A 23933-nucleotide genomic window follows, 5' to 3' on the forward strand; every position below is an offset into this window, starting at 1 on the left:
GACAGGCCCCGAGATGCCGCGCGCCGCGTCGCCGGGGCCCGAGTCGCCGTTTCGAACCCGGTGCCGGGCACGTCGAAAGTCAGTCGGGGATGTGCAGTTCGTGTGTGAACGGTTTGGTGCCGTGGACCGCGGGTCCGCCTTCCGGGTTGGTCTCGGCGCCGTGATTGACCCGCTCGTCGGAGTCGAGCCATTCGGTGACCGGATTGTCGATGTAGCGCCATTCCGTGCCCGCGGGCCACGGACCCTGTCCTTCGTTCCACGGGCCGCGCGCGCTCGCGGCGCCGTTGGACATGTTGAACGCGACGTTCTGGAAACGATCGTCGCCGGGCAGTGCCCCCGGCGGGAAATTGACCGGCAATTCGTTCAACGCCGCGGTGAACTGCTGGAAGTGGGCGATCTCGCGGGTCATCAGGAACGAGAGCGTGTCCTGCACGCCGGGATCGTCGGTGAATTGCTTGAGATACTCGTAGACGATCTTGGCCCGCGACTCCGCCGCGAGATTGCTGCGCAGATCGACCGAGGGCTCCCCGTTGGCATCGACGTATGAACCCGACCACGGCACTCCCGCGGCGTTGGTCACCACGGGGCCACCGCCGCTCAGCGCGAAGTACAGCGGATTGACCGCGGCCTGATGAATCACCTGGTCGCGTCCGTCGGTTGTGGACACGGCCGGCATCCAGTCGCACCGTTCGTTGGCTTGTTTCAGATCGTCGTTGAGCCCGTCGAGCAGCATGGTGATCATGGCGCCGACGATCTCGAGGTGACTGAGTTCCTCGGTGGCGATGTCCATGAACAGGTCGTAGGTTTTCGGGTGCTTGCCACGCAGCAGGAACGCCTGATTGAAATATTGCATGGCGGCCTTCAATTCGCCGTTGGCGCCGCCGAACTGCTCTTGCAGCAGAGTCGCGAACCGTGGATCGGGACGGTCTACGCGAACTTCGAATTGGAGATCCTTGTTGTGTGTGAACATCGCTCTCCTTACCAGTATGGTCGGCTGTTCGAAATGGCTTGCATTGCCTGACACAGCGCAGGACGAGCAGAAATGCGTTACTTGTTCGCTGGCGACGATACGGGCTCCGGCAGTCGGCCGTTCGCAACGACACGAGCCGCGGAAAGGGGAGAAAACGCCGTCGCTTTCGGCCGCCGCCGAAAGCGCTGCTATCGGTAGCGTGGACGCTGACTCTGGTGCGACGGAACTCCGAGCCGCATCCGCCGCGCAGGTGCGAGCGGTGGGCTGTGACCGGTCTGCCCGGCACACATCGCGGAGACCAGTTCCGCGCAGATTTCGTGCGCGCCGAAGCGCGGCGCCCAGCCGAGTTCCCGTCGTGCCTCGGACGAGTCGATCAGGCAGGTGCGGTCGGCAAGGGTCAGCCACGCCGGGTGCAAGGGCAGAAGGCCGGTGCGCCATCCCGTCCAGGCGGCGGCATCGAGTGCCTGCCGGGGCGCGGGCAGGCGGAAACCCCCGAATGCTCCCGCGAGCGCGTTCGCACCCAAGCACGGTTCGGCGGCGAGGTTGAACGCTCCCGCCGCCCGAAGCTGCGCGATTCGCCGGATCGCCGCTGCCACGTCCGAACTGTGCACCAGTTGCAGCCGGAAGTCGCGCCACAGTGGCACGGGCACCAAGCGCCGGCCGAGCAGCCACCGCGGCAACCACGGCGGCAGAATCCAGTCCGCCAATTCCGCGGCGGACTCGGCCTGCGCTATGCCGCACGGTCGAATACGCGCTGTGCGGACGCCGGGGTGGCTCGCCTCGAAGCGGTCCAGCTTCGTCTCCAGCTCCGCCTTGGACGCGCTGTAGGCACTGCCGGGCACCCCGGACAGGTGCCGGTCTTCCGATACCCGGCGCCACCGGTCGGCCGGGGTGTAGGCGGCGCACGAGGACGCGGCGATGAGCTGCGGAACCGCCGCCTCCGTCACGGCGCGCAGCACGTGGTCGGTGCCGGTCGAATTGGTCCGGTGCATCGGCGGATCGTCGCGACGCGGATGGATCCCCCATGCGAGGTGAACGAGGACGTCGGCGCCCGCGCAGGCGGCACGCAGGGTCTCCACGGAGCCGGCGAGACCGATATCGCAGGGCACCCACCGCACGGCCGAGTACGGTTCGTGTGCGCGGTCGGGCGTGCGGCGGGCGATTCCGACGATTTCGCAATCGTCCGCACGCAAAGCGCGCAGCAACGCGGTTCCCACGTTGCCGGTGGCGCCGGTGACGACCACCTTCATACGCCGCGCCGCTCGGACCCGTCGCGGACGGTCACCGGAGTGCTCACAGTCGACGTACCCTCCTCTCGGCTCGCTGCGGGTCGGGTACCCGGAATCGGCCGTCCTAACGTCGTGTGGTCCGCGGTCGCGCAGGGCAGGCCGTGACCGGAGGGGCGGCCGTGCACGCGGGTGTGGTCGGTGCCGGGCCGGGTAGTCGCGGAGCATGCCTACTACAGCTCCACTTCCGCAAGATCGAGCGGGCGCTCCGCGACGAGCCGTGGTGACCGGGGGAGACTCCGGTATCGGTGCGGCGATCGCGGTCGCGCTCGCCGCGGGCGGGACCGATGTCGGTCTGACCTTCCACAGCGACGAGGGCGGTGCGGAGGACACCGCGGCGCAGGTGCGCGAACAGGGGAGGACCGCCGCCGTGCGCCGCCTCGACCTGGCGAACCTGCCGTCCGCCACGTCGGTCGTCGACGAACTCGCCGACGAACTAGGTGGCCTGGATGTGCTGGTGAACTGCGCCGGTACCGGGTCGGCTCAGAAGGCGATGGAAATGGACTTCGACACCTGGCGGCACGTGCTGTCGGTCGACCTGGACGGCGCGTTCCTCTGCGCCCAGCGCGCCGCCGAACACATGATCGCCGCGGGCAGCGGTGGCCGGATCATCAACATCACCAGCGTGCACGAGCACGCCCCGCGCGTCGGCGCCGCCCCGTATTGTGCGGCCAAAGCGGGTCTCGGAGCGCTGACGAAAGTACTGGCGCTGGAACTGGCCGAATACGACATCACCGTGAACTCGGTGGCGCCGGGGGAGATCTCGACACCGATGACCGGTCAGGAAGACGTCGATCCGCGCGAGCAGTCCCGCCCCGGCGTACCGCTGGGGCGAACCGGTCACGCAAAAGAGGTGGCCGCCGTGGTGGCGTTTCTGGCCGGCCCGGAGGCCGGCTATATCACCGGTGCGTCCTATGTCGTGGACGGCGGAATGCTCCTGATGGGCCCGCAGGCGAGCAGCCTGCTGCCCGACGAGAAATGGCGCACACCGTGACCTCGGATCCGGTTATCGCTCGCCGGACGGCTACCGCTGCACCACCGGGGTCAGGCAGCTGGCCGGTGGATCGACGAACAAGCAGAGGGCCGGGCCGCGGGTGGGACGGTAGTCGCCGGGGACTCCGCCCGCGGCGATGACCTGAGTGTAGGTGCCGACGGCGTCGGTGGGGCGGCGGGTGAGTCCGGGATCGGTGCGCACGTCCACGGTGTAGAGCCCGAATCGTGGTGTGTAGCTGCCCCATTCGTAGTTGTCGGTGAGGCTCCAGTAGTTGTATCCCATGATGTTCATGCCGTCGGCCTCGGCGCGCTGGATCCAATAGACGGTGTCACGGAGGTGATCGCTGCGCGTGTAACCGTCGGCGCGGGGGCGGCCGTTCTCGGTGGGCATCCCGTTCTCGACAATGTAGAGCGGTTTACCCGGCAACCGGCGTGAATAGTATTGCAGCGCATAGTAGATGCCCTCGGTGCGCAACGGCAGGTCCCAGATCTGCGGTCCGGGCAGGTTGGGCATCGCCGAACCACTGGCCCGCGCGATGGACTCGAACAGCGACTGCGCCGGGTCGTAGGCGAAGTAGTAGTCGACGCCGACGTAGTCGAGCCGATCCGCGATGCGATCGATCAACGGGCCGTTGACCTGGGCCTCCGAGCCGGCGACGTAGCCCACATTGCTGGTCACCTGCGCACCCGGCTGCCTCTGGTGAATGTAGTCGTAACCGGCGTTGTGCACCTGGGCAACCCGGTCCAGCATCTCGCCGGCATCCGCGGCGCCCCTGCGGACCTCGTGCATGATGTAGGCGACGGGCTCGTTCACGGTCACCCACAACGGGTTGTGTGAGGCGTAGCGGTCCACGACGGCGCGCATGTTGGTCAGCCAGTCGTCGACCATGCGCGGATTGCGCCAGCCCCCTCGGTCGGCGGCCCAGCCGGGATACACCCAATGATCGAGTGTGATCATGGGTCGCATCCCGGCCTGCTCGACACCGGCGATGACGGAGTCGTAGAAACGAAATGCGGCCTCGTCCCACACTCCCGGCGCGGGTTGCACTCGCGCCCACTCGATTCCGAGCCGGAACACCCGGGCGCCGAGGTCCGCCGCGAGCTGGATATCGGAGGCGTATCGGCCGTAGAAGTCGACAGAATCGCCCAGGCCGTCGTATCCGGCGGTGCCGCCGACGTACCGTGTCCAATTGCTGTCGGGCGCATGGCCTTCGGACTGGAAACCAGAAGTCGATACGCCCCACAGGAAATCCCCGCCCAGTGCCGGTAGGCCGGCCACCGGCTGTACGGGCGGGGCGGCCGGGGATTGCGTGGCGAGCAGCAGTGTGGATGCCGCGCCGGCGAGCGCGGCCAGGACGTACCGACGGAACCGAGATCGCATTGGCCCAGAGTAACTGGGGCCGTCCACCGTTTGGCGAAATCCGGGTATCAACGCGATTCGACGACGTGGACGGTCCTGGCCGCTGGTTCGCCGGTGCTATTGCATGGCGAAGCGCAGAAGCGCCTGCATGTCGCCTTGTTTGATCTTGCCTTGACGGTTGAGGACTTCGAGCTGCCAATGGCCGCCGTTGCGGAAGGCGCGGGCCACCGCATTGGCATTGTCGGTGCCGAGCAGTGAGGGCCAGATGTCGGCGACCTGCTGGCTGTTGCCGCCGGTGGCGTCGTAGACCTTGAAGGAGATGTTGTTCGCCTTGTCGAAGGAGCTGCCCTTCTTGAATGCCGCGGCGACGAAGATGATGGCGTCGATCGCGGTGGGTACGTCGGCGAAGGTCACGTGGATGGTCTCGTCGTCGCCGGAGGCGGCGCCGGTCTGCTCGTCGCCGGTGTGCGCGACCGAGCCGTTGCCCAGCGGGTCCAGCGAATCGAGTCCGGCGAAGCGCACCGGCTCGGTGCCTTGCATGAGCACCGCGATCAGATCGAGGTCCACTCCGCGTTTGCGGCGCGCCCAGCCGAGTGCGCCGCCGCTCGTGCCGGAGGACGGATCCCAGCTCACCCCCACACTCAACTTCGTGATACCCGCGAGGTCCGCGGCACCGTCTTCTTTTCTGAGCGTAATCACGACATCAGGATACTGATGCCGGCCTGCCGCGCCCGCGATGGCGAAACGACCGGCGGCGCAGGGCGGTCCCGATTCGTCGCGGCGCGATATCGCAGGACCCGGCACCGTGGCGCGCCGGGACGATCACCGCTGCGCTCGGCGTGCCCACCAGGCCTTGACCAGGCCGGTTGCGCCGACCTGCGCGCGCCGCCGGTTCGGCACGGTGGCGCGGTGGTCGAACACCGCGAAATCGCTGTCCTCGATGCGGTCGAGGATCTCCGAGTACAGCGTGGTCGCCGTGGTGACACACGGGCGGGAACGAGGGTGCAGCACGGCGATTCCGGCGCGTGCGAAGCGGTAGATGTCGCGGTTGATCGCGTGCTGCGCCGCCAGGGCTCTGCGAACTCGGGGCTCGGTACGCCGGCGGATCAGGCACCAGCGCAGGAGATCGCGATCGACTCCGAACGCGGCCAATTCGTCGGCGGGGAGGTAGACCCGGTCGCGCACCAGGTCTTCGGCGACGTCCCGCAGAAAATTGGTCAGTTGGAATGCCTTGCCGAGCGCGGCGGCATGGGGTGCGGCCTCGTCGGCGCAGGGGGTGCCCAAGACCGGGAGCAATTGCAATCCGATGACTTCGGCCGAACCGTAGATATAAGTGTCGAGTGCGGCGCGGTCGCGATAGTCGGTCACGGTCAGATCCATCCGCATCGAGGCGAGGAACGCATCGAACAGTTCCGCTGGAATGCGATAGCGATCGGCGGTGTCGAGAATCGCGGGAAGCACGGCGTCGGCGGCTGCGTCACGATCGCGGAAGTGCCCGGCGAGTGCGTCCAGTTGCCGAGCCCTGTCGGCGGATTCGCGACGCGGATCGAACTCGTCGAGGATGTCGTCGGCGCGGCGCGCGAATCCGTACAAAGCATGCACCGCGGGGCGTTGGTCGGGTGCGAGCAATCGGGTCGCCAGGAAGAAGATCTTTCCGTGGTGGGCGTTGAGTTGCCTGCGGTACCGGTAGGACCGGTGCAGATGCGGGTCGCTGATCGCGGGGGCGGTGCGGGTCATCTCGATTCCGATCATTGTCATCGATCGATTCGGGTGGTGGTGAGCGCGGCTGCCACAGGTACGGTGCGCCGGTGCCGATCCGGACGGAGGCCGGTGATGCGATCCGCGGCAAGCCGCCCGGAGATCAGCACCGGCGGTATCCCCACACCCGGCACGGTCGAGCCACCGGCCAAGACGACGTTGTCGATACCGCGGATCATGTTCGCCGGTCGGAACGGCCCGGTCTGGGTGAACGTGTGCGCGAGCGCGAACGGACTACCCGCGCGCATGCCGCGGCGCGCCCAATCGGCGGGAGTGTCGACGCGCAGTACCTCGACATCGCCGAGTCGCGCGCCGAGCCGATCCTGCGCGATCTTCATGATCTGCTCCGCGTAGCCGGTTCCCGCTCGCTGCCAATCGATCCGACGGCGTTCGAGGTTCGGCACCGGCGCGAGGACCGACAGCAGGTCCCGTCCTGCCGGAGCCGAAGCCGGATCGGTAGCCGTGGGACGGGTGACCAGCAGCGAAGGATCGCGCATCACCTGTCCGCGCACCGCGCTGGCCCGGCTGATCGCCTTGGGCGCTACCGATCGAGTCGTGATCGTCGGAGCTCCAGGCCTTGCGTGAACTCGCGCACCAGACCACGTGATCGGTCCGCCACGGAGTTCCGGCCGGTGAAGGCATCGAAGGGGGTCACGACATTGCAGGCGGCGCGGCCGTCGGACAGGCGATCCAGGCCGGCCAACTGCTATGGGAAATACGTTCGTGGTGGCGCTACCGCGGTGGCCGCAGCAGGAATTCCCCGGCGAGCTGGACCGCTTCGCGTTTGCTGTACCCAGGGTGGTCGGCGACGATGAAGTGGCGGCCGATCGCGAGGGCGAAAGTGAGCGTGCTTCGTGCCTCGATCTCGTCGGGATCGGTGACGAAGGCCGCGAACATCGTGCGCAAGAACTCCATCCGCTCGTTGTCGATACGCCGCAGACGCGTCGCGACGGACTCGTCGTGGCGGGCCCAGGCCCGCACCGCGATATCGATCCGGTGCAGGTCCTCGGCGAAGGTCAGTTGTCCCGCGCGGCGGATCCGCTCGGCGGCATCGCCGCCTTCGGCCTCGGTCTGCGCGATGACCGCTGTGGTGCAGCGGCGTTCCCACTCGTCGAGCATCGCCGTGAGCAACGCCGGACGGCCGTCGAAGTACCCGTAGAACCCACCTTTGGTGACGCCGAGGTCGGTGGCGAGCGTCTCGACGCGGACGGCATCGGGACCTCCGCGGGCGAGGGCCTCCAGGCCCGCCTCGATCCAGCGGGCTCGAGTGGTGCGGGGCACGGCTGGAATCTGGCCACCTCCATTGATCGCGCTGATGTTATACGTTACCGTACAGATCAACTATACGGCACCGTACAAACCGTGTCGCGCAGCGCCATCGAGAGCGCGCCGGGATAGGGAAAGGCCACGATGAACAACAGAAAACGACTGCTCCGCTGGGCCGGCGCGATCATGGTCGTGCTGGGCACGGGACATATGTTCTTGCTGGCGCTCACCGCATGGGAGGACGTCACCGGCTGGATCGATCGGGGCTTGTGGGCGGCCGTCCCGCTCGAACTCGCGGACGGCGACGCTGTGCAGACGACGGAGTCGCTGCGCAACGAGGTCACGTTCTGGGCCGGTCCAGGTTGCTTCGCCGTGCCGCTGATCCTGTTGGGTCTGTTGATCTGGCACCTCGCCGGCCGCGGGGTGGCTGTGCCCGCCGGAATCGGTTGGGGCCTCGCGGCGTGGTGTGCGCTCGGTGGCGTCCTTCTGGTGCCATCCCCGTTCTTCGTCGGAATCGTCGCGGGGATACTCGTCATCGTGGCGGCGCGGAAGGATGACCGACCGGCGAGCGCGACGGCGCAGGATGCGGAGAGCCGCAGCCGAACTGCCCATTGAGCATCGCGTCCCGCAGTCGCGAATCTCCCGCCGACCTGCCCGCCGTGCGGTTGTGAGCTGCGATGATCCCGGGCAGTCGGACGGGGAATCATCCAGATTCCGGCGGCGGGCCGGTGGGCCCCGAGAGTTCCCGGGACGGACAGCAACGCCGGATCGCCTTCAGGGCTGATCCGGAGTGCGATGAGGCTGACCGTTCTGCTCGACGATCAGCCTCTTCGCCTACCTGGAGGGCACGATCGGTGCGGCTCCGGCCGGCCCCGGCGCAGGCGGAACCAGCGCACCGGCGGGTGTATTCGTACCGGGTGCCGACCGCGCAGGCGGCGGCGCCAGCATTTGCAGTGGCAGTGAGGGTGCTTGCGCCGCGGGCCCGCTCCGGGATCCGGGGACGGGCTTGTCGTCGCCGCACGCCGCGGCGCTGTGAGTCGTGCCGCAGGCCGACTCCGGACCGGCCGGAACGATCGGCTCGGCGGCGGCGGTGGCCGCGGCGATGATCAACGAAACCGAAACGCCGACCGGCACCGACCAACGCCCTCGCACAGAGATCAGAGCCATATCGGGTCACCGTAGACCGCGACCGAATTGTCGGCGGTGGCCGTGGATATCGACACTATCGCGAACGAGCGCAGGCTCACCGCGCCCGCACACGCATCGATCTTGATCTGGATCTGATCCACCGAGATCGAACCGTGCGCTCCCGCGAGCGGTTTCGTGCCGATCGTGATGCTGGTGATGGTGCCGGGCTTGATGGTCGTCGACATGTTCGGCAGGGCCAGCGCGCTGCCGCCGACCGCGAGACCGGGCGAGGGCGCGACGGTCACCATGGCGTTCGGGCCGATCGCCGCGGATAGGCCCACGGTGAGGCCGTTGGAAACGTCGGCCTGGCAGCCGATCTGGTATCCCAGCTGCAAGGTCCCGGAGTTCACCGCCTCCCGGCCCTCGCCACCGATGTCGGCGGCCGCGGACAAGGTGACGAATCCTTCCCTGCTGAAGGGTGTCGCGGCGAGATTGGGTACGCGTTGCACGTCTTCCGCGGTTTTGCTGATCCGCAACTCCCAGCCGTCCTCGGTCTCGACGACGCGGGATTTGTCTGCCATCTGATCAGCGGTCGCGGGGGCGGCGGTCATGCCCAGCGCCGCGGTCGCAGCGATGCCGAGCATCGCTATCGTCGAGCCGTTCAATGAAATCCTTAGTGCTGGTAACAGTTCGACGTGATAGTACTGACCCGTCCCGTGCCGCGGCTGAGAAACACCCAGCGATGGGTAGCAGCGAGTTCGCTGCAGTGGTAGAGCCGGTCAGCGGTGGATGTATCCCCTGGTGAGCGGTGCGTCGTCCAGTCGAGGAGCGATGGATTCACCGCCGAGCGCCTGTCGCAGGATCGCTTGTTCGTCCTGGATGACGTGCATGACGGCGTTGATCAAGGCGAGGTGGGTGAACGCTTGCGGGTAATTGCCCCAGTGGCGGCCGGTCCGAGGGTCGATCTCCTCGGCGTACAGGCCCAACGGGCTGGCGTAGCCGAGAAGTTTCTCGCACAGCTGTTTGGCTCGTGTCTTCTCGCCGATCTCCGACAGCGCCGAGACCAGCCAGAACGAGCAGATCGTGAACGCGCCCTCCTCCCCGGCGCATCCGTCGTCGGTCTCACCGACGCGGTAGCGCAAAACCAGGCCGTCCTCGGTCAGTTCGTCGGCGATGGCCAGCACGGTGTTGCGTACCCGGTCGTCATCGGGCGGCAGGAAACGGACCAGCGGAATGAGCAGGGTCGAAGCGTCCAGCGCCGTGCTGCCGTAGTACTGGGTGAATACCCGGCGGGAGTCGACGGCATGGGCGCAGATGTCGGTGTGGATCTCGTCGGCGGCCTGTTGCCAGCGATGCGCGCGGGCGAAATCCTGATGGATGCGGGCCAGCCGGGCGCCGCGATCGGCGGCGACCCAGCACATGACCTTGCTGGAGGTGAAGTGCTGGGATTGTCCGCGGACTTCCCAGATGCCGTGGTCGGGCTCGCGCCAGTAGGTGAGGGCGCTTTTGACCGCACGGCCGAGCAACGGCCAGGCCCGGGCGTCGATTTGATCTTGATGACGGGCGTAGAGGTATACCGCGTCCAGCGCCGCGCCCCACACGTCGTGCTGGCGTTGCCGGTATGCCTCGTTGCCGACGCGCACCGGGGCGGCGTTGTCGTAGCCACGCAAATGGGGGAGGGTCTGTTCGGTGAGATCGGTCTCGCCGCCGATGCCGTAGACGATCTGCATGTCCTGGGCTTCCTCGGTCAAGTCCAGGATGTAGGAGAAGAAGTCGTTCGCCTCCCAGCTGAAGCCCAGTGTGTACAAGCCCCACAGGGCGAAGGCGGAGTCGCGGATCCAGGAGTAGCGATAGTCCCAGTTGCGCTCTCCACCAGGGGTTTCGGGTAGCGACGTGGTGGCCGCGGCAGCGACGGCGCCGGTCGGGGCGAAGGTCAATCCCTTGAGCGTCAGCGCACTGCGGGTGAGTTCCGCGGTCCACGGGTGGTCGGGGAATCGCCCGCCGGCCAGCCAGTGCCGCCAATGGTGGATCGTCCGCAGTAGCCGTTCTTCGGCCTCCTCTGCGTCGCCGGGAGCGTCGCGACTGCCCCAGGCGAGCGCGCAGAAACGAGTGTCGCCCGTCTTCAGCAGAGTGCGGGCGACCGCGTGGGTGCCTTCCAGCCCCAAGCGCATGTCGGTGCTCAAGGTCAGTTGCAGATCGGTCCCTTCGGCGCCGGCCTGGGCGAGGTGATAACTGCCGAGGTAGTCCCACCGAGCGCGATACCTCCCGTACTCGAAGGCCGGTTGGCAATCGAGCCCGAACTGGATCTGGCCGGTCTCGCAATGCACCGTGCGGAGCAGGATGTGCTCGGCGTCGTAATCGGTAGGGGTCCGCCGATGCGCGCTCCGGCCCGGTGTCTGGTGCCGCCACGGCCCGACCAGCAGCACATCGCGCACCGTCGCCCACCCGTCGCCGCTGCGCCAGCTCGTCTCCATGACCATCGTGCCGGGGATGTAGCGACGATCGGTGGGCACGACGATATCGGCGGGAGCGAACCGGAACGAACCGGCGGAACGATCGAGGATGGCCGCGAAGACGCTCGGAGAGTCCATGCGGGGCAGGCACATCCACTCGATGGCTCCACTAGGGGCGATCAGGGCGGTGACCTCGCAATCGGAGATGAACCCGTAGTCGTCGATGCGTGGGAACGCCGTGAGCCGCGGTGTGCGTTCGATCTCGTCCATGCGTTTCTCCATCGTCGTCTCGGCGCTTGCCGTCCGGCCGGAGTCAGGTGACGCTGCCACCAGCCCACCATCTCGTGGGTCGGCTCGGCAAGCCCTGAGCAACTAACGACGATCGTCGGCCGGAGCTCCCTCCGGGCCGACCAGCCGGCGAGCGGCCAGGACGGTGGCGGCGCGGCGTTCGGCGAGGTTGTGGTGATCGGTGCGGGTGGCGTGCATGGCCGCGGTGCGGGCCAGGTCGGTCAGCATGACGATCAGGGTGATGGGCTGGAATTCCGCGGTGATCAGCCGCTGTTCTTGCCCACGGCGGATCTCGGCGAGTTTTCCCGCGATGATCCGGCGGATGGCTTCTTCGGCGGCGGGGATGTGGGTCTGCTCGATCTCGGCCCAGGCCTGCAGGCGAGCGTTGTCGGGGTGGGTGACGTAATGGTCGAAGAGCCGGCCCACATAACCGGGCAGGTCGGCGGCGTCGAGCGCGGTTTCGTCGGTGGTCTGGGTGACCCATTCCTCGGTGACCGCGGCGTACAACTCCTCTTTCCCGGCGAAGTACGCGTAGAGCCGGTCTTTGCTCGCCTTGGCCGCGCCGGCGATGCGATTGATGCGGGCGCCGGCGATGCCGTACCGGGCGAACTCCGCTTTGGCCGCGGCGAGGATTCGCTCACGAGTGGCCTGACCTGCTGCGCGCATGGCCGAATCCTATCTTGCCGAACCTTTTGGTTCGGCTATACAGTTGCCGAACCAAAAGGTTCTGGAAACCGCAGCGGGGAACGAGGATGGTTATGGGCTCTACAGGGACTGGCTGGCGAGAACTCGCTGCGCGGGAGGGCGGGGTGACGGCGGCCGAGCTGGATGCGCTGTGGGCCGATCTGCCCGTCGCGCGCGCCGAGGACATCTTGGGCGAGTGGAAAGGGGCGGCGTTCCCGACCGCGCATCCGCTGCGCAAAGCGCTGTCGGCGAGTCGCTGGTACGGCAAGACCTTCCACAGCCTGCTGAACGCTCAGCCGTTGATCTGTCGCGCCGAGGACGGGTCGCTGTTCTCCGATGTCGAACTCGGCGGCGGTGGGGAAGCGACGCTGTGGAATATCGAGTTCCGCGGCGAGGTGACCGCCACCATGGTCTACGACAGCCGCCCGGTCTTCGACCACTTCAAATGGCTCGACGAGAACACGCTGATGGGCATCATGAACGGCAGGCCCGAGGTGGTGCTGGCCCACGGCGAGTACTTCTACTTCCTGCTCGAGCGAGTTTGAGCGATGGTGACCACCACCGCGCTGCTCTCGCGCGACCCGGCCGAGCCGTTCACCGTCGAAGCCGTCGACATCGACGATCCTCGTGCCGACGAGATCCTGGTCCGGGTCCAGGCCACCGGCATCTGCCACACCGACCTGGTCTCCCGGGCGGCGGGCGCGGCCGATCGTCCCGTGCTGCTCGGGCACGAAGGTGCCGGAATAGTGGAGGCCGTCGGCGCGTCGGTGACCGGTGTGCTTCCCGGCGACCGCGTCGTGTTGACGTTCCGGCACTGCGGAACATGCCGGAACTGCCGAGCCGGGCGGCCTGCGTATTGCGTGCGGGCGGCGAGACTCAACCAGTTCGGTGCCCGGGCGGACCGGTCCTTCCGGGTCACCATCGCGGGAAAACCGGTGCAGGACGGGTTCTTCGGTCAGTCCAGCTTCGCCGCGTACGCGTTGACCACCGCGGACAACACGGTGGTCGTCGACACGCAGGTCGATGCGGCGATCCTGGCTCCACTGGGCTGCGGGTTCCTGACCGGAGCCGGAGCGGTGCTCAATGTACTGCGACCGGACCGGGACGCTCGCGTCGCGGTCTACGGCGCAGGCGCGGTCGGCATGGCGGGCGTGCTGGCGGCCGTGGCGTGCGAGGTCGCCGAACTGGTCGTGGTGGAGCCGTCGCCCTTCCGGCGGGCGCTGGCGCTGGAACTCGGCGCCACCGCGGCCCTGGATCCGGCAGCCGACGACATCGTGCCCGAGATCCGGAAGCTGACCGACGGCGGGGCGACCCACGCCCTCGACACCACGGGATCGTCGCGCGTGCTCGCCACCGCGGCTGCCGGGGCCGCGCTCGGCGGCAGCGTGGTCGCGGTCGGCCTCGGCACCGGGATCCCCGAGATCGACCTGCGGGATATCGTGCTGGGCGGCAAGACGATCCGCGGTTGCCTCGAAGGCGACGCGGTGCCCGCCACGTTCATCCCGCAACTGCTGGACCTGCACGCCGCCGGACGCTTCCCCATCGACCGTCTCGTGACGACGTACCCGCATACCGACATCAATGCCGCGCTCGCGCAGCAGCGGGACGGCAAGGTCGTCAAACCGGTCCTGACTTGGTGACTTGACCTCGACGGTCGCGGCGGACATCCCGATCGGCGCCGGGGCCGGGCACGGATCCGGACGCTGCGGCCGATGCGGGGACGCAGATGCTGTCAGCGTGCATCAGCTGCGCTGCGGCGGGCGGTCCCTTCGGCGCTGAAGACCTGCTGGTTGGTGCGAGACAAAAGGGGGATAACCCGCGAAAGGGCCGATGCGGGCACGGGCATGCGGCTCCCGAGACCGCAGGAAGGGGCCGGCATGGTGTCGAGCACGCTCGCCGCGCTGTACCAGGCGTCCGCGGCGGGGCCGCCCGGTCTGCTGCCCGCGCGCCAGCAGATGGCCTTCTCGCTGGGCTGGCATATCGTGCTGGCCTGTTTCGGGGTGGCGTTCCCCGCCATGATCTACGTCGTGCATCGCCGCGGCATCGTTCGCGACGACCCCGTCGCCTCGGGCCTGGCCAAGCGGTGGGCGACGGTGTCGGCGATCCTGTTCGCCATCGGCGCGGTCTCCGGCACGGTCCTCAGCTTCGAAATGGGCTTGTTGTGGCCCGGTCTGATGGGCCGCTACGGCGACGTGCTCGGCTTGCCGTTCGCCTTCGAAGGGCTCTCGTTCTTCATCGAAGCGATCTTTCTGGGCATCTACCTCTACGGATGGGGTCGCATGCCGCCGCGCAGGCACCTCGCGATGCTCGTTCCCATGGGCGTCGCGGGGGTGGTCGGCACGTTCTGCGTGGTCAGCGTCAACGCGTGGATGAACAACCCGACCGGCTTCCGGCTCGTCGACGGCGAGGTGACCGATGTCGATCCATGGCGCGCGATGTTCAACGACGGCGTCTACCTGCAGTTCGCGCACATGTGGGTCGGGGCCTTCATGGTCGTCGGATTCCTCGTGTCCGGTGTCTACGCGGCGGGTCTGCTGCGGGGACGCCGCGACCCGCACCACCGGCTTGGGTTCACGGTCCCGTTCACATTCGCGACCGTCGCCGCGCTCGCGCAACCGCTCATCGGACACGTGCTGGGTATGCGAGTGCACGACACGCAACCGGCGAAACTGGCGGCGTTCGAACTGGCCACCACCACCGAAGGGCCTGCGCCACTGCGACTGGGAGGCGTGCTCGTCGACGGTGAGGTCAAGGGAGCGCTCGAGATCCCCCGCCTGGGTTCGATCATCGCCCGCAACTCCCTGACCGCGCCTGTCCCCGGTCTGGACACAGTTCCCGTCGAGGATCGGCCACCGGTCAACATCACCCACCTCGGCTTCCAGACCATGGTCGCCATCGGCACCCTGCTCGCGCTCATGGTGACCGTATTCTGGTTGCTGCGCTGGCGGCGCCGCGACCTGCTGGCCCAGCGCTGGTTCCTCTGGGCGGCGGTGGCCGCGGGCCCGTTGGCGATTCTCGCGCTCGAATGCGGCTGGATCGCCACCGAGGTGGGCCGTCAGCCGTGGACGGTGTGGCAGGTGCTGCGTACCACCGACGCCGCCGGCATGAGCACCGGTCTTTGGTGGAGCTATATCAGCGTGTTGTTGGTGTATGTCGGGATGACGGTGGGCGCGATCGTCGTCCTGCGCTCCATGGCCCGCCGCTGGCGCACCGGCACCGCGACCATCACCGCCCCCTATGGACCGGGAGCGTCGCCGGTCGACCAGGCGCAGCGCGCTCGCAGCGTCGGAAAGCCCTGACCGATGGATCTCTCGGACGTGGTCGCCACGGCGATGTTCATCGGGGTGGTGCTCTACGCGCTGTTCGGTGGCGCGGACTTCGGCTCCGGATTCTGGGACCTGACCGCGGGCGGCCCCCGGCGCGGCAGCCGCCTGCGAGTGCTCATCGACCACAGCATCGGACCGGTGTGGGAAGCCAATCATGTCTGGCTGATCTACATCCTGGTGTTCCTGTGGACCGCCTACCCGACGGTGTTCGCCGCCGTGATGACCACCTTGTTCATCCCGATGAGCCTGGCGCTGCTCGGAATCGTGCTGCGCGGTGCGAATTTCGCCTTCCGCAAGTACTCCGCGACCCTCGGTCAGGCACGCCTGTTCGGCGCCTTGTTCGCCGGCGCCTCGCTGATCACGCCGTTCTTCTTCGGCACCGCCGTCGGCGCGATCGCCTCCGGCCGGGTGCCCGCCGAGGGGAACGGCGACGTGTGGCGCTCGTGGCTGAATCCGACCTCGATCCTGGGCGGCACCCTGGCCGTCGGAACGTCCGCCTTCCTGGCCGGGGTCTTTCTGACCGCCGACGCCGCCCGGTCGGGTGATGACGCACTCGCCGGCTATCTGCGGTCTCGCACGCTGATCGTCGGCGGCGTGACCGGAGCGATCGCGATCGCGGCGATCGCCCCGATCCGCCACGACGCACCGACCCTCGGTGCGGGGTTGCTCGGCCGCGCCCTGCCGCTGATCGCGCTGTCGGCCGCCGCGGGCGTGGCCACCCTGGTCCTGCTGTACCGTCGCCGCTTCGGGTGGGCGCGGGTTCCGGCGGCGGCCGCGGTCGCCGCGATCGTCATCGGATGGGCGGTCGCGCAGACGCCGTGGATCCTCGTCGACCAGATGCTCATCGTCGACGCCGCGGGCGCCCGGCCTACTCTGCTCGCACTGCTCGCCGTCGTCGCTGTCGCCGCCGTGACGGTGCTGCCCGCGCTGGCCTACCTGTTCTGGCTCACTCAGACCGACGCGTGGGTCCGGGATCAGCCCGGGTCCCCGGACCAGGCGTAGGACACCGATCGAGCGGCCACGTCCGAGGCCCCGAAGTCCGGCACCGCGAATACCTCGCGACGGATCGGTGAAGCGGTACCGAAAGAACGGTTTGTTTTCGGACGCGGGTGGTATTCGCTGCACGTATCGGCTCGACAGCGCGGTCGCGCCGGTACGCGATCGGGGCATCTCCGCTGCTCGATGACCGGCCGGTTCGACGTATGTCACGAAATAGCTCGCGCCGCACGAGAACGAGATGCCTCCTCCAGAGGATGAACGGCGCGAAGGATTACATCGTGATCGAGGACGTGAACGTGCCCATCACCGACGACGACGACCGAGACCGGATCATCTGGCCCGAGTCCAGCGCTTCGAGCGCGTGGTGGGCGGATGTGATGAGCCACCGATTCCCCCGCACCCAGACCACGACAACGAGTTGACCGCGCCTGAGCCGTCTTCCATTCGCAGCTGGGCTGTCCAGTTGCGGCATGGGCGTAGCCCGAGTAGGGGCCGGTAAGCGCTGTGCCGCACATGATGAAGTGGGCACGCCGGACCATGGCAATGGCGGTGAGCGTGTCGTCGCCGCTTCTCAGCGGCTGGAAAACGCGCAGTTCCGCAGTTCGCCACGAAAACCCGATCCGTGGCGATTCGAGACGGACCGATCAGGGAGGGCGTGCTAGGCGCCGGAACTTTCGGGCTCCGGTGACCGGCGCAGCGCCAGGAGTTTGTCGACGATTTCGATCGCGGTGAGCGAAGGCAGCGCCGTGCCCGCGGCGGCGTCGGTATGGATTCGGGCGGCGATGCCCGCGGGGCACCCGGCCCCCGGCCGTGAGGTGGTGGCGCACGCTGTGCAGCCCTCGACGGCATCGGTGAGATGGGCTTCGACATTGCGCGCGTCGAGCGCGGCGATCAAATCGAGCCCGCTCAAGAAGTTGATCGGCATGTCGATGGGTTCCTCTGGGTCACTGTCCGATCGGTGGGCGGTCGCCCAGGATTGTTGCAGCCTTCCCCGCGACGCGCAGCCCGACTCGGCCGGGACATCGGTGTGGTTCGTCCGATGACCAGTGCCGGCCGAGGTCGGACGGTCGCGCGGCATCGCGAGCTGCGAGCATGGAACTGCTCGCAGGTGATTCCTTTGGGGCGGGCCTGAAACGGTGTGCGGCAGTGTGAATCCATTGCGCGGCCGACCACTTTGTCGACCTACCGACGGCGTTGTCGGGGCGGATGTCCGGCGACATCATTGTCGTTCGAACGAAGAGCAGCACGTGTTTATATAGGCTCCGCATCGGTAATGTAACAGATGGATATAGGTCCTGGGAACCCCTCGGCAAACTCGGGGCGATAGCGTAAGGACGGCTCGTTCCGGTGCTCGCGCGAGGCGGTGGGCGGGCGTAACGGAACGGATCCGCAGCAGGTGTCGAACCAGTCGGCCACTGCGGCGCCCGCGATGTGATGACCGGCACGATATGTGCCGATGATCAGGCGCAGGCGGGTCGGTTGGTGCAGCCATCGCCGCGCGGGGCTCGGCGGTGCAGTGCACGGGTTCAGCAGGTAGTCGGCGTGGTCGGGCGGGGTTTCTCTGTCCCGACCTCAGCGCGCTATCCGTTGTCGCTGCGGGAAGACGTTCAGACGGTGGGCGCGCCCAGCAGCCGGGCCCGCCGGGTGAGGGTGAGTCCGATTCCCTCGGCGGCCGCGCGGACCGCTGCCGCGTGGTTCTCCGGATGGAACCGGTGGGAGGGACCTGCCACACTGATCGCGGCCACTACCCGGTCGGCCTCGCGGACCGGGGCGGCGACGCACACGAGGCCGGGAGTCGATTCCTCGAACTCGAAGGCCACGCCGTCGGCCGCGATCCGATCGAGCTGGGTGCGCAGCGTGCCGGGCAGGATCATCGTTCGCGCGGTGTGGCGTCGAAGCGGTTTTGCCAGTACCTGGTCACGCAGCGCCGCGTCGGCGTTGGCCAGCAGAACCTTGCCGATGGCCGTGCAATGCACCGGCATGCGCCCGCCGATCCGGGACGGGGCGCTTGCCTGCCGGCGTCCGCCGATCTTCGTCAGGTACACGACCTCGGTGCCGTCGAGGATTCCCAGGTGAGCGGTCTCGTGGATGCGCGCGTTGAGCTCCTCCAAGAACGGGATGGCCACCTCGAGCAAGCTCCGCTCGACCGACGCCCGCATCCCCAGCTCGAACAGGTACCCGCCGAGCCGGTATCCGGCCTCCGTCCGGTCCAGCAACCGCACCGCCACCATGTCCGCCAGCACTCGGTGCAGGGTGCCCTTCGGTATGCGGGTCCGCCGTGCGAGCTCAGCCAGGCTCAACGCGGTGTCGTCGATCGAGAACGCCTCGAGCACCGCCATGGTCTTGCCCAGAACGGTCGAACCGTCCACCGCACGACCGGCAACCGCAGCTGACACCGTCGACCTCCAACCCTTCGGGCCGTTCCACTCTACCCGGACGGCGTTCGGCTCAGTGGAACGCATTGCTGGCGGGTCCCTCCCGCCTGCAGCGACAGTGAGGTCACTGTTCCACGCTTCCTCACGAATTCCGGGATTTCGATGCCAACACCTCCAGGCCTTGACCGACCTCCGGCGGACACCGCCACGATTGCCGCCGCCGGCCTGCTCGGCGCGGCTGCCCGCTCCGGCAACCCGTGCGCGCCGGTGCGCGATCTGATCGGTTCCGGCGATGTGGCCGCGGCGTACGCGGTGCAGGAACTGTTGACCGCCGAGCGCCTCGCCGCGGGCGCCGAGATCGTCGGACGCAAGATCGGCTTGACCTCGCCGGCGGTGCAGCGCCAACTCGGCGTCGATCAACCGGATTTCGGAGTGTTGTTCGACGATATGTACTACCCGCAGGACACACCTGTGCCGCTGAGCCGGTTGCTGCAACCGAAGGTCGAAGCCGAAATCGCGTTCGTACTCGCACACGACTTGGTGGACGGGCCGCTCGACGACGAGCAAGTGCGCGGCGCGGTCGGTTACGCCGTGGCCGCGCTCGAGATCGTCGACAGCCGCATCGCGGGCTGGGACATCACCTTCGGCGACACCGTCGCCGACAACGCCTCAAGCGGCCTGTTCGTCCTCGGCGCCGAGCACCACACCCTCGATACCTTCGACCCGGTGTCGGCGCAGATGCGCATGGCGATCGACGGCGCCGAAGTGTCGACGGGAACCGGCGCCGCCTGCCTCGGCGATCCGCTGCACGCCCTGGCCTGGCTGGCGCGGATCACTCGGGACTTCGGTCGGCCACTGCGCGCCGGTCAGATCGTTCTCTCCGGAGCGCTCGGACCGATGGCCCCGATCCAGGGCCCCGCCACCGTCACCGTCGACATCACCGGGCTCGGCTCGGTGACCGCCACCTTCATCCAGGAGTGAAACCCATGAAGCACAACCCCGCCAAGCGCAAAGTCGCGGTGATCGGCTCGGGCAATATCGGCACCGATCTCATGATCAAGGTGATCCGGCACTCCGAGGTGCTGGAGATGGGCGCGATGGTCGGCATCGACCCCGAATCCGACGGCCTCGCCCGCGCCCGCAGGCTCGGCGTCCCGACCACGGCCGAGGGCGTCCACGGCTTACTGAAGCTGCCCGGCTTCGACGAGATCGACGTGGTCTTCGACGCGACCTCCGCCAAGGCCCACGCCGCGCACGCCGCGGTGCTCGAACCGCTCGGCAAACGCCTGATCGATCTGACGCCGGCCGCCCTGGGCCCGTTCGTCGTACCGGCGGTGAACCTCGACGAACATCGCCACGCCCGCAACGTCAACATGGTCACCTGCGGCGGGCAAGCCACCATCCCGATCGTCGCCGCCGTCGCCCGCGTGACACCGGTCGCTTACGCCGAGATCGTCGCGTCCATCGCGTCGAAATCGGCGGGGCCGGGTACCCGCGCCAATATCGACGAGTTCACCGAGACCACCGCCCACGCGATCGAAGCGGTCGGCGGCGCCCAGCGTGGTAAAGCCATCATCGTCCTCAATCCGGCGGACCCGCCGCTGATCATGCGCGATACGGTGCTGTGCCTGGTCACCGCGCCCGACTCCGGCACCCACCAGGCGATTCGCGAATCGGTGGAGCAGATGGTCGCGGATGTGGCCACCTATGTGCCCGGCTACCGCCTCAAGCAACAAGTCCAGATCACCGCCGTCCCGCCGGATCAACCGGTGCACACGCTGCTCGGCCCGGACCCGGCGGCCGCGCCCACCCATCAGGTGACGATATTCCTCGAAGTCGAAGGGGCCGCCCACTACCTCCCGGCCTATGCGGGCAACCTCGACATCATGACCTCGGCGGCGATGCGCTACGCCGAATCCATCGCCGACACGATCGCCGCCGCACCGGCAGGACAGGAAGCGCTCCGATGACCACCCAGCTGTTCATCCAAGACGTCACACTCCGCGACGGCATGCACGCGGTGCGCCACCGGATCACTCCTGAGGACGTGGGGCGGATCGTCGCCGCGCTCGACGCGGCGGGGGTCGACGGCATCGAAGTCGCCCACGGCGACGGCCTCGCCGGAGGTAGCTTGAATTACGGCCCCGGGAGCAACACCGACTGGGAATGGATCGAGGCCGCGGCCGCCAACCTTACGCACGCCCGGCTGACCACGCTGTTGTTGCCCGGTATCGGCACCATCGAAGAACTGAAGCACGCCTACCGGTTGGGCGTCCGGTCGGTGCGGGTTGCCACCCACTGCACCGAAGCCGATGTGTCCGCCCAGCACATCGCCACCGCACGCGAACTCGGCATGGACGTCTCCGGATTCCTGATGATGTCGCACATGGCCGAACCGGCTCGCCTCGCCGAACAAGCGAAGCTGATGGAATCGTATGGGGCGCACTGTGTCTACGTCACCGATTCCGGCGGCCGGTTGACCATGAACGGTGTCCGTGATCGGGTCCGCGCCTACCGACAGGCGCTCGATCCGGGCACCGAGATCGGTATCCACGCGCACGAGAACCTTTCGCTGTCGGTGGCCAATTCCGTTGTCGCGGTGGAAGAAGGCGTCACCCGGGTCGACGCCTCGCTCGCCGGGCACGGCGCGGGGGCGGGCAACTGCCCGATCGAACCTTTCGCCGCCGTCGCCGATCTGTACGGCTGGAAGCACAACTGCGATCTGTTCGCTCTGCAAGACGCCGCCGACGATCTGGTGCGGCCGCTACAGGATCGCCCGGTGCGCGTGGACCGCGAAACCCTCACACTCGGGTACGCCGGGGTCTACTCGTCCTTCCTGCGACACGCCGAAACCGCGTCGCGGCGCTACGGCATCGATGTGCGCACGATTTTGCTCGAGGTGGGACGCCGCGGACTCGTCGGCGGTCAAGAGGATCTCATCGTCGACATCGCCCTCGACTTGCTCGCCGCCTCCGGCAGAGCGAGCGGCTGATCGCAGGCAGTCCTACACATTGCTTGCGACGCACCCGAAGGCACGGAATCGGCTCATCGCAAGCGCTTCGGGAACCGCGGGTGTGCTGGCGAGCCGCCCGGCGGATTCGGCCTGACGGCGCAGGGCGCATGTGCACGAGGCGAAGTCGCTCGGGCGAGCGTTGAAGCGCGCGCGCTCGGTGGAGGAGTCCCTCCAGCGCTTACACAGTGCGCGTGCGAGACTCGCTCCGATGCTCACCTACTTTCAAGCGACTGTCATCGGTGCGGTGCAGGGGGTCACCGAACTGTTCCCGATTTCCAGCCTGGGGCACTCCGTGCTGGTCGCGGCATGGCTGGGAGGCGATTGGGAGAAGCTGACCGGTGAGGGCGAGTCCGGCGCGAGTACACCGTATCTGGCGTTCGTGGTGGCGTTGCACGTGGCGACGGCGGTGGCGCTGCTCGGCTACTACTGGCGGGACTGGTGTGCCATCGTCGCCGGTTTCTGCACCACGCTGCGAACCGGGCGTCTCGACACCATTCCGCAGCGGCTGGCGTGGCTGATCGTCATCGCCACCATTCCCGTCGGCGTGCTCGGCTTTCTGCTGGAACATACCTTGCACGCGTTGTTCGGGGCGCCGATCTACGCCGCGGTCTTCCTATCGCTCAACGGTGTCGTGCTGATCATCGGTGAAGGACTGCGCCGACGGAACGAGCCGTCACTGGCCGAGTACGGCCGGCGGTTCGCCCTGAGCGGCACTGTCACCGCCGAGGCGGAACCGCGCCGACGATCCGACCGGCCGCTGGCCGCCCTCGGGACGGGAGACGCCCTCGGTATCGGCTTCGCCCAAGTCGGCGCGCTGCTGACCGGTTTCAGCCGGGCGGGCTTGACCATGGTCGGCGGTTTGTGGCGCGGTCTCGCACACGAGCACGCGGCCAAATTCGCCTTCCTGCTGGCCACTCCGGCGATTCTGGGCGCGGGGATCCTCGAGATACCGGAACTGGCCGGCCCGGAGACCGACGGCATCCGAGGACCGGTGCTGGTCGGCGCCATCGTGTCGGGGGTGTCGTCGTGGTTGGCAGTGCGGTTCCTGGAGCGGTACTTCCAGACCCGCACGCTGCTGCCGTTCGCCGTGTACTGCCTCGCCGCGGGGACCGTCTCGATCGTCCACTTCAGCTGAGGGTCTCCCTCCGCTGGGCGCACGCGTGATCGAGGACGAACGGCAGTACCGGTCGACCTCTCCGATCCGGCTCCGGGGAGCCGGGATCGATCAACCGGCTATGTATTCGTCGGCCGGCGCGTCTCCCTCGGTGTCGAGGACGACCGATGCGCCCACGGTTGCGCCTGCGACCAGTTCGATCACAGCGGCCGACGACCCCGGTGCGCAGTGGTGCAAGATTTCGGATTCGTAGGTTAGTTCGGCGCTGACGCGCAATTGCGCCGCAGCGGTGGCGAGGTCGTCGTAGCTGAGTGTCCGGTCCCCGGTGAAAGCCGGGTCGCTGCCGCGCAGGGCGCGGGTGCGGTGGGCGTAGGTGACCGGCCGGGGTGATTCGGCGGCGATCTCGGCGGCGACGGTCGGGTCGTCGAGGGCGAGCCAGTCGACCGCCTCGCTGGACTTGCTGTCACCGACGGTGAGGCCGACCTTGATCTCCGGTTCGCCGGGCAGGCTCGTGTCGAGCGTGTCGACCGGCACCACGGCGGCGCCTGTCTTGAGCACGGCCCAGGTGGCGATGACGGCCTCGATGCCGCGATCCAGCCGTACCGCCACGCCCGCGCCGGGGCCGCAGCCGCGCGCGATGAGCACCCGCGCCAACCGCGACGACCGGGTCTCGAGGTCGTGGTAGGTCAGGTCGATGTCACCGAAGATGATGGCGGGGGCGTCGGGGTCGTCCTCGACCGCGGCCACGAGTGCTTGGGTCAGTGTGGTGCCCGCGGTCGGCACCGACGCCTGCGGCGGGGTGACATCTGTTCTGGTCGTGCCCAATTCTCGTTCGGCGGTGTCGAGGATGTCGATGTCGCCGATGGGGGTGTGGGGGTTGGTGGCGATGGTGGTGAGGATGCGGTGGAGGCGGTGGCCGA

23 protein-coding genes and 1 pseudogene are annotated in these 23933 nt (G+C 68.0%); 11 read left to right on the forward strand and 13 right to left on the reverse strand.

Features of this window, described 5'->3' with window-relative positions; translation table 11 throughout:
- Window positions 1–79: 79 nt before the first annotated feature.
- Complete coding sequence (locus tag ACFU5M_RS29430) at window positions 80–970, reverse strand: manganese catalase family protein (RefSeq protein WP_379054149.1); 891 nt, start codon at window positions 968–970, stop codon at window positions 80–82.
- A gap of 188 nt (window positions 971–1158) precedes the next feature.
- Window positions 1159–2220, reverse strand: a complete 1062-nt coding sequence (locus tag ACFU5M_RS29435) for an NAD-dependent epimerase/dehydratase family protein (protein ID WP_379054150.1) — start codon at window positions 2218–2220, stop codon at window positions 1159–1161.
- 202 nt (window positions 2221–2422) lie between these two features.
- On the opposite strand from ACFU5M_RS29435, the gene ACFU5M_RS29440 reads away from it, so the two are divergent.
- Window positions 2423–3250, forward strand: a complete 828-nt coding sequence (locus tag ACFU5M_RS29440; protein WP_379054151.1) for an SDR family oxidoreductase — start codon at window positions 2423–2425, stop codon at window positions 3248–3250.
- A gap of 30 nt (window positions 3251–3280) precedes the next feature.
- On the opposite strand, the gene ACFU5M_RS29445 is transcribed toward ACFU5M_RS29440, so the two are convergent.
- The 5 genes and pseudogenes from ACFU5M_RS29445 to ACFU5M_RS29465 form a co-directional block, all read right to left on the reverse strand.
- Window positions 3281–4630, reverse strand: coding sequence for a family 1 glycosylhydrolase (locus ACFU5M_RS29445; RefSeq protein WP_379054152.1), 1350 nt, complete (start codon window positions 4628–4630; stop codon window positions 3281–3283).
- A 96-nt stretch (window positions 4631–4726) separates the two neighbouring features.
- Window positions 4727–5308 (reverse strand): TerD family protein, encoded by a 582-nt coding sequence (locus ACFU5M_RS29450; protein ID WP_379054153.1) that lies wholly within the window; start codon window positions 5306–5308, stop codon window positions 4727–4729.
- A 123-nt stretch (window positions 5309–5431) separates the two neighbouring features.
- Window positions 5432–6361 (reverse strand): phytoene/squalene synthase family protein, encoded by a 930-nt coding sequence (locus ACFU5M_RS29455; RefSeq protein WP_379054168.1) that lies wholly within the window; start codon window positions 6359–6361, stop codon window positions 5432–5434.
- Window positions 6362–6363: 2 nt separating this feature from the next.
- Window positions 6364–6873: pseudogene (locus ACFU5M_RS29460) on the reverse strand (phytoene desaturase); the annotation flags it as partial.
- Window positions 6874–7099: 226 nt separating this feature from the next.
- On the reverse strand, window positions 7100–7684 hold the full coding sequence (locus tag ACFU5M_RS29465) for a TetR/AcrR family transcriptional regulator (RefSeq protein WP_379054169.1): 585 nt from the start codon (window positions 7682–7684) through the stop codon (window positions 7100–7102).
- A 93-nt stretch (window positions 7685–7777) separates the two neighbouring features.
- On the opposite strand from ACFU5M_RS29465, the gene ACFU5M_RS29470 reads away from it, so the two are divergent.
- A complete protein-coding gene (locus tag ACFU5M_RS29470; protein ID WP_379054154.1) occupies window positions 7778–8248 on the forward strand; it encodes a DUF6463 family protein in 471 nt (156 codons plus the stop codon).
- A 542-nt stretch (window positions 8249–8790) separates the two neighbouring features.
- On the opposite strand, the gene ACFU5M_RS29475 is transcribed toward ACFU5M_RS29470, so the two are convergent.
- The 3 genes from ACFU5M_RS29475 to ACFU5M_RS29485 all read right to left on the reverse strand — a co-directional run bounded on the left by ACFU5M_RS29475 (window position 8791) and on the right by ACFU5M_RS29485 (window position 12168).
- Complete coding sequence (locus ACFU5M_RS29475) at window positions 8791–9426, reverse strand: MspA family porin (protein WP_379054155.1); 636 nt, start codon at window positions 9424–9426, stop codon at window positions 8791–8793.
- Between the two features lie 114 nt (window positions 9427–9540).
- On the reverse strand, window positions 9541–11484 hold the full coding sequence (locus ACFU5M_RS29480; protein WP_379054156.1) for a glycoside hydrolase family 15 protein: 1944 nt from the start codon (window positions 11482–11484) through the stop codon (window positions 9541–9543).
- A 102-nt stretch (window positions 11485–11586) separates the two neighbouring features.
- A complete protein-coding gene (locus ACFU5M_RS29485) occupies window positions 11587–12168 on the reverse strand; it encodes a TetR family transcriptional regulator (RefSeq protein WP_379054157.1) in 582 nt (193 codons plus the stop codon).
- An 86-nt stretch (window positions 12169–12254) separates the two neighbouring features.
- Between ACFU5M_RS29485 and ACFU5M_RS29490 the strand changes: the two genes are divergently transcribed.
- The 5 genes from ACFU5M_RS29490 to ACFU5M_RS29510 all read left to right on the forward strand — a co-directional run bounded on the left by ACFU5M_RS29490 (window position 12255) and on the right by ACFU5M_RS29510 (window position 16933).
- On the forward strand, window positions 12255–12731 hold the full coding sequence (locus ACFU5M_RS29490; RefSeq protein WP_379054158.1) for a DUF4334 domain-containing protein: 477 nt from the start codon (window positions 12255–12257) through the stop codon (window positions 12729–12731).
- 6 nt (window positions 12732–12737) lie between these two features.
- A complete protein-coding gene (locus ACFU5M_RS29495; RefSeq protein WP_379054170.1) occupies window positions 12738–13826 on the forward strand; it encodes an NAD(P)-dependent alcohol dehydrogenase in 1089 nt (362 codons plus the stop codon).
- A 237-nt stretch (window positions 13827–14063) separates the two neighbouring features.
- Window positions 14064–15485, forward strand: a complete 1422-nt coding sequence (locus ACFU5M_RS29500; protein WP_379054159.1) for a cytochrome ubiquinol oxidase subunit I — start codon at window positions 14064–14066, stop codon at window positions 15483–15485.
- Window positions 15486–15488: 3 nt separating this feature from the next.
- Entirely contained in the window at window positions 15489–16514 is a 1026-nt protein-coding gene (locus ACFU5M_RS29505) for a cytochrome d ubiquinol oxidase subunit II (RefSeq protein WP_379054160.1), read from the forward strand.
- Window positions 16515–16789: 275 nt separating this feature from the next.
- Complete coding sequence (locus tag ACFU5M_RS29510) at window positions 16790–16933, forward strand: hypothetical protein (protein ID WP_379054161.1); 144 nt, start codon at window positions 16790–16792, stop codon at window positions 16931–16933.
- Between the two features lie 236 nt (window positions 16934–17169).
- Here the strand turns inward: ACFU5M_RS29510 and ACFU5M_RS29515 are convergent, their stop codons facing one another.
- Window positions 17170–17436 carry a hypothetical protein gene (locus ACFU5M_RS29515; protein WP_379054162.1) on the reverse strand — a complete coding sequence of 89 codons (267 nt, stop codon included), beginning with the start codon at window positions 17434–17436 and terminating at the stop codon, window positions 17170–17172.
- Between the two features lie 682 nt (window positions 17437–18118).
- Window positions 18119–18850 carry an IclR family transcriptional regulator gene (locus tag ACFU5M_RS29520; RefSeq protein WP_379054171.1) on the reverse strand — a complete coding sequence of 244 codons (732 nt, stop codon included), beginning with the start codon at window positions 18848–18850 and terminating at the stop codon, window positions 18119–18121.
- A gap of 198 nt (window positions 18851–19048) precedes the next feature.
- Here ACFU5M_RS29520 and ACFU5M_RS29525 point away from each other — a divergent pair, with 198 nt between their 5' ends.
- The 4 genes from ACFU5M_RS29525 (at window position 19049) to ACFU5M_RS29540 (ending at window position 23034) form a co-directional block, all read left to right on the forward strand.
- Window positions 19049–19867 (forward strand): 2-keto-4-pentenoate hydratase, encoded by an 819-nt coding sequence (locus tag ACFU5M_RS29525; RefSeq protein ID WP_379054163.1) that lies wholly within the window; start codon window positions 19049–19051, stop codon window positions 19865–19867.
- A gap of 5 nt (window positions 19868–19872) precedes the next feature.
- Window positions 19873–20856, forward strand: a complete 984-nt coding sequence (locus ACFU5M_RS29530; RefSeq protein ID WP_379054164.1) for an acetaldehyde dehydrogenase (acetylating) — start codon at window positions 19873–19875, stop codon at window positions 20854–20856.
- Complete coding sequence (gene dmpG / locus ACFU5M_RS29535; protein ID WP_379054165.1) at window positions 20853–21878, forward strand: 4-hydroxy-2-oxovalerate aldolase; 1026 nt, start codon at window positions 20853–20855, stop codon at window positions 21876–21878. Before ACFU5M_RS29530 ends, dmpG begins: the two co-directional genes overlap by 4 nt.
- Before the next feature lie 229 nt (window positions 21879–22107).
- On the forward strand, window positions 22108–23034 hold the full coding sequence (locus ACFU5M_RS29540; RefSeq protein WP_379054166.1) for an undecaprenyl-diphosphate phosphatase: 927 nt from the start codon (window positions 22108–22110) through the stop codon (window positions 23032–23034).
- 90 nt (window positions 23035–23124) lie between these two features.
- On the opposite strand, the gene ACFU5M_RS29545 is transcribed toward ACFU5M_RS29540, so the two are convergent.
- The coding region (locus ACFU5M_RS29545; protein WP_379054167.1) for an AMP-binding protein at window positions 23125–23933 on the reverse strand (809 nt) is incomplete at its 5' end.

The organism is Nocardia sp. NPDC057455 (genome assembly GCF_042802775.1).
Lineage (GTDB): Bacteria > Actinomycetota > Actinomycetes > Mycobacteriales > Mycobacteriaceae > Nocardia.

Coding starts and splice junctions, on each gene's coding strand:
- ACFU5M_RS29430 (WP_379054149.1), bottom strand. CDS start 970: ATGTTCACACACAACAAGGATCTCCAATTCGAAGTTCGCGTAGACCGT.
- ACFU5M_RS29435 (WP_379054150.1), bottom strand. CDS start 2,220: ATGAAGGTGGTCGTCACCGGCGCCACCGGCAACGTGGGAACCGCGTTG.
- ACFU5M_RS29440 (WP_379054151.1), top strand. CDS start 2,423: ATGCCTACTACAGCTCCACTTCCGCAAGATCGAGCGGGCGCTCCGCGA.
- ACFU5M_RS29445 (WP_379054152.1), bottom strand. CDS start 4,630: ATGCGATCTCGGTTCCGTCGGTACGTCCTGGCCGCGCTCGCCGGCGCG.
- ACFU5M_RS29455 (WP_379054168.1), bottom strand. CDS start 6,361: ATGATCGGAATCGAGATGACCCGCACCGCCCCCGCGATCAGCGACCCG.
- ACFU5M_RS29470 (WP_379054154.1), top strand. CDS start 7,778: ATGAACAACAGAAAACGACTGCTCCGCTGGGCCGGCGCGATCATGGTC.
- ACFU5M_RS29480 (WP_379054156.1), bottom strand. CDS start 11,484: ATGGACGAGATCGAACGCACACCGCGGCTCACGGCGTTCCCACGCATC.
- ACFU5M_RS29485 (WP_379054157.1), bottom strand. CDS start 12,168: ATGCGCGCAGCAGGTCAGGCCACTCGTGAGCGAATCCTCGCCGCGGCC.
- ACFU5M_RS29490 (WP_379054158.1), top strand. CDS start 12,255: ATGGTTATGGGCTCTACAGGGACTGGCTGGCGAGAACTCGCTGCGCGG.
- ACFU5M_RS29500 (WP_379054159.1), top strand. CDS start 14,064: ATGGTGTCGAGCACGCTCGCCGCGCTGTACCAGGCGTCCGCGGCGGGG.
- ACFU5M_RS29505 (WP_379054160.1), top strand. CDS start 15,489: ATGGATCTCTCGGACGTGGTCGCCACGGCGATGTTCATCGGGGTGGTG.
- ACFU5M_RS29515 (WP_379054162.1), bottom strand. CDS start 17,436: ATGCCGATCAACTTCTTGAGCGGGCTCGATTTGATCGCCGCGCTCGAC.
- ACFU5M_RS29520 (WP_379054171.1), bottom strand. CDS start 18,850: ATGGCGGTGCTCGAGGCGTTCTCGATCGACGACACCGCGTTGAGCCTG.
- ACFU5M_RS29525 (WP_379054163.1), top strand. CDS start 19,049: ATGCCAACACCTCCAGGCCTTGACCGACCTCCGGCGGACACCGCCACG.
- ACFU5M_RS29530 (WP_379054164.1), top strand. CDS start 19,873: ATGAAGCACAACCCCGCCAAGCGCAAAGTCGCGGTGATCGGCTCGGGC.
- dmpG (WP_379054165.1), top strand. CDS start 20,853: ATGACCACCCAGCTGTTCATCCAAGACGTCACACTCCGCGACGGCATG.
- ACFU5M_RS29540 (WP_379054166.1), top strand. CDS start 22,108: ATGCTCACCTACTTTCAAGCGACTGTCATCGGTGCGGTGCAGGGGGTC.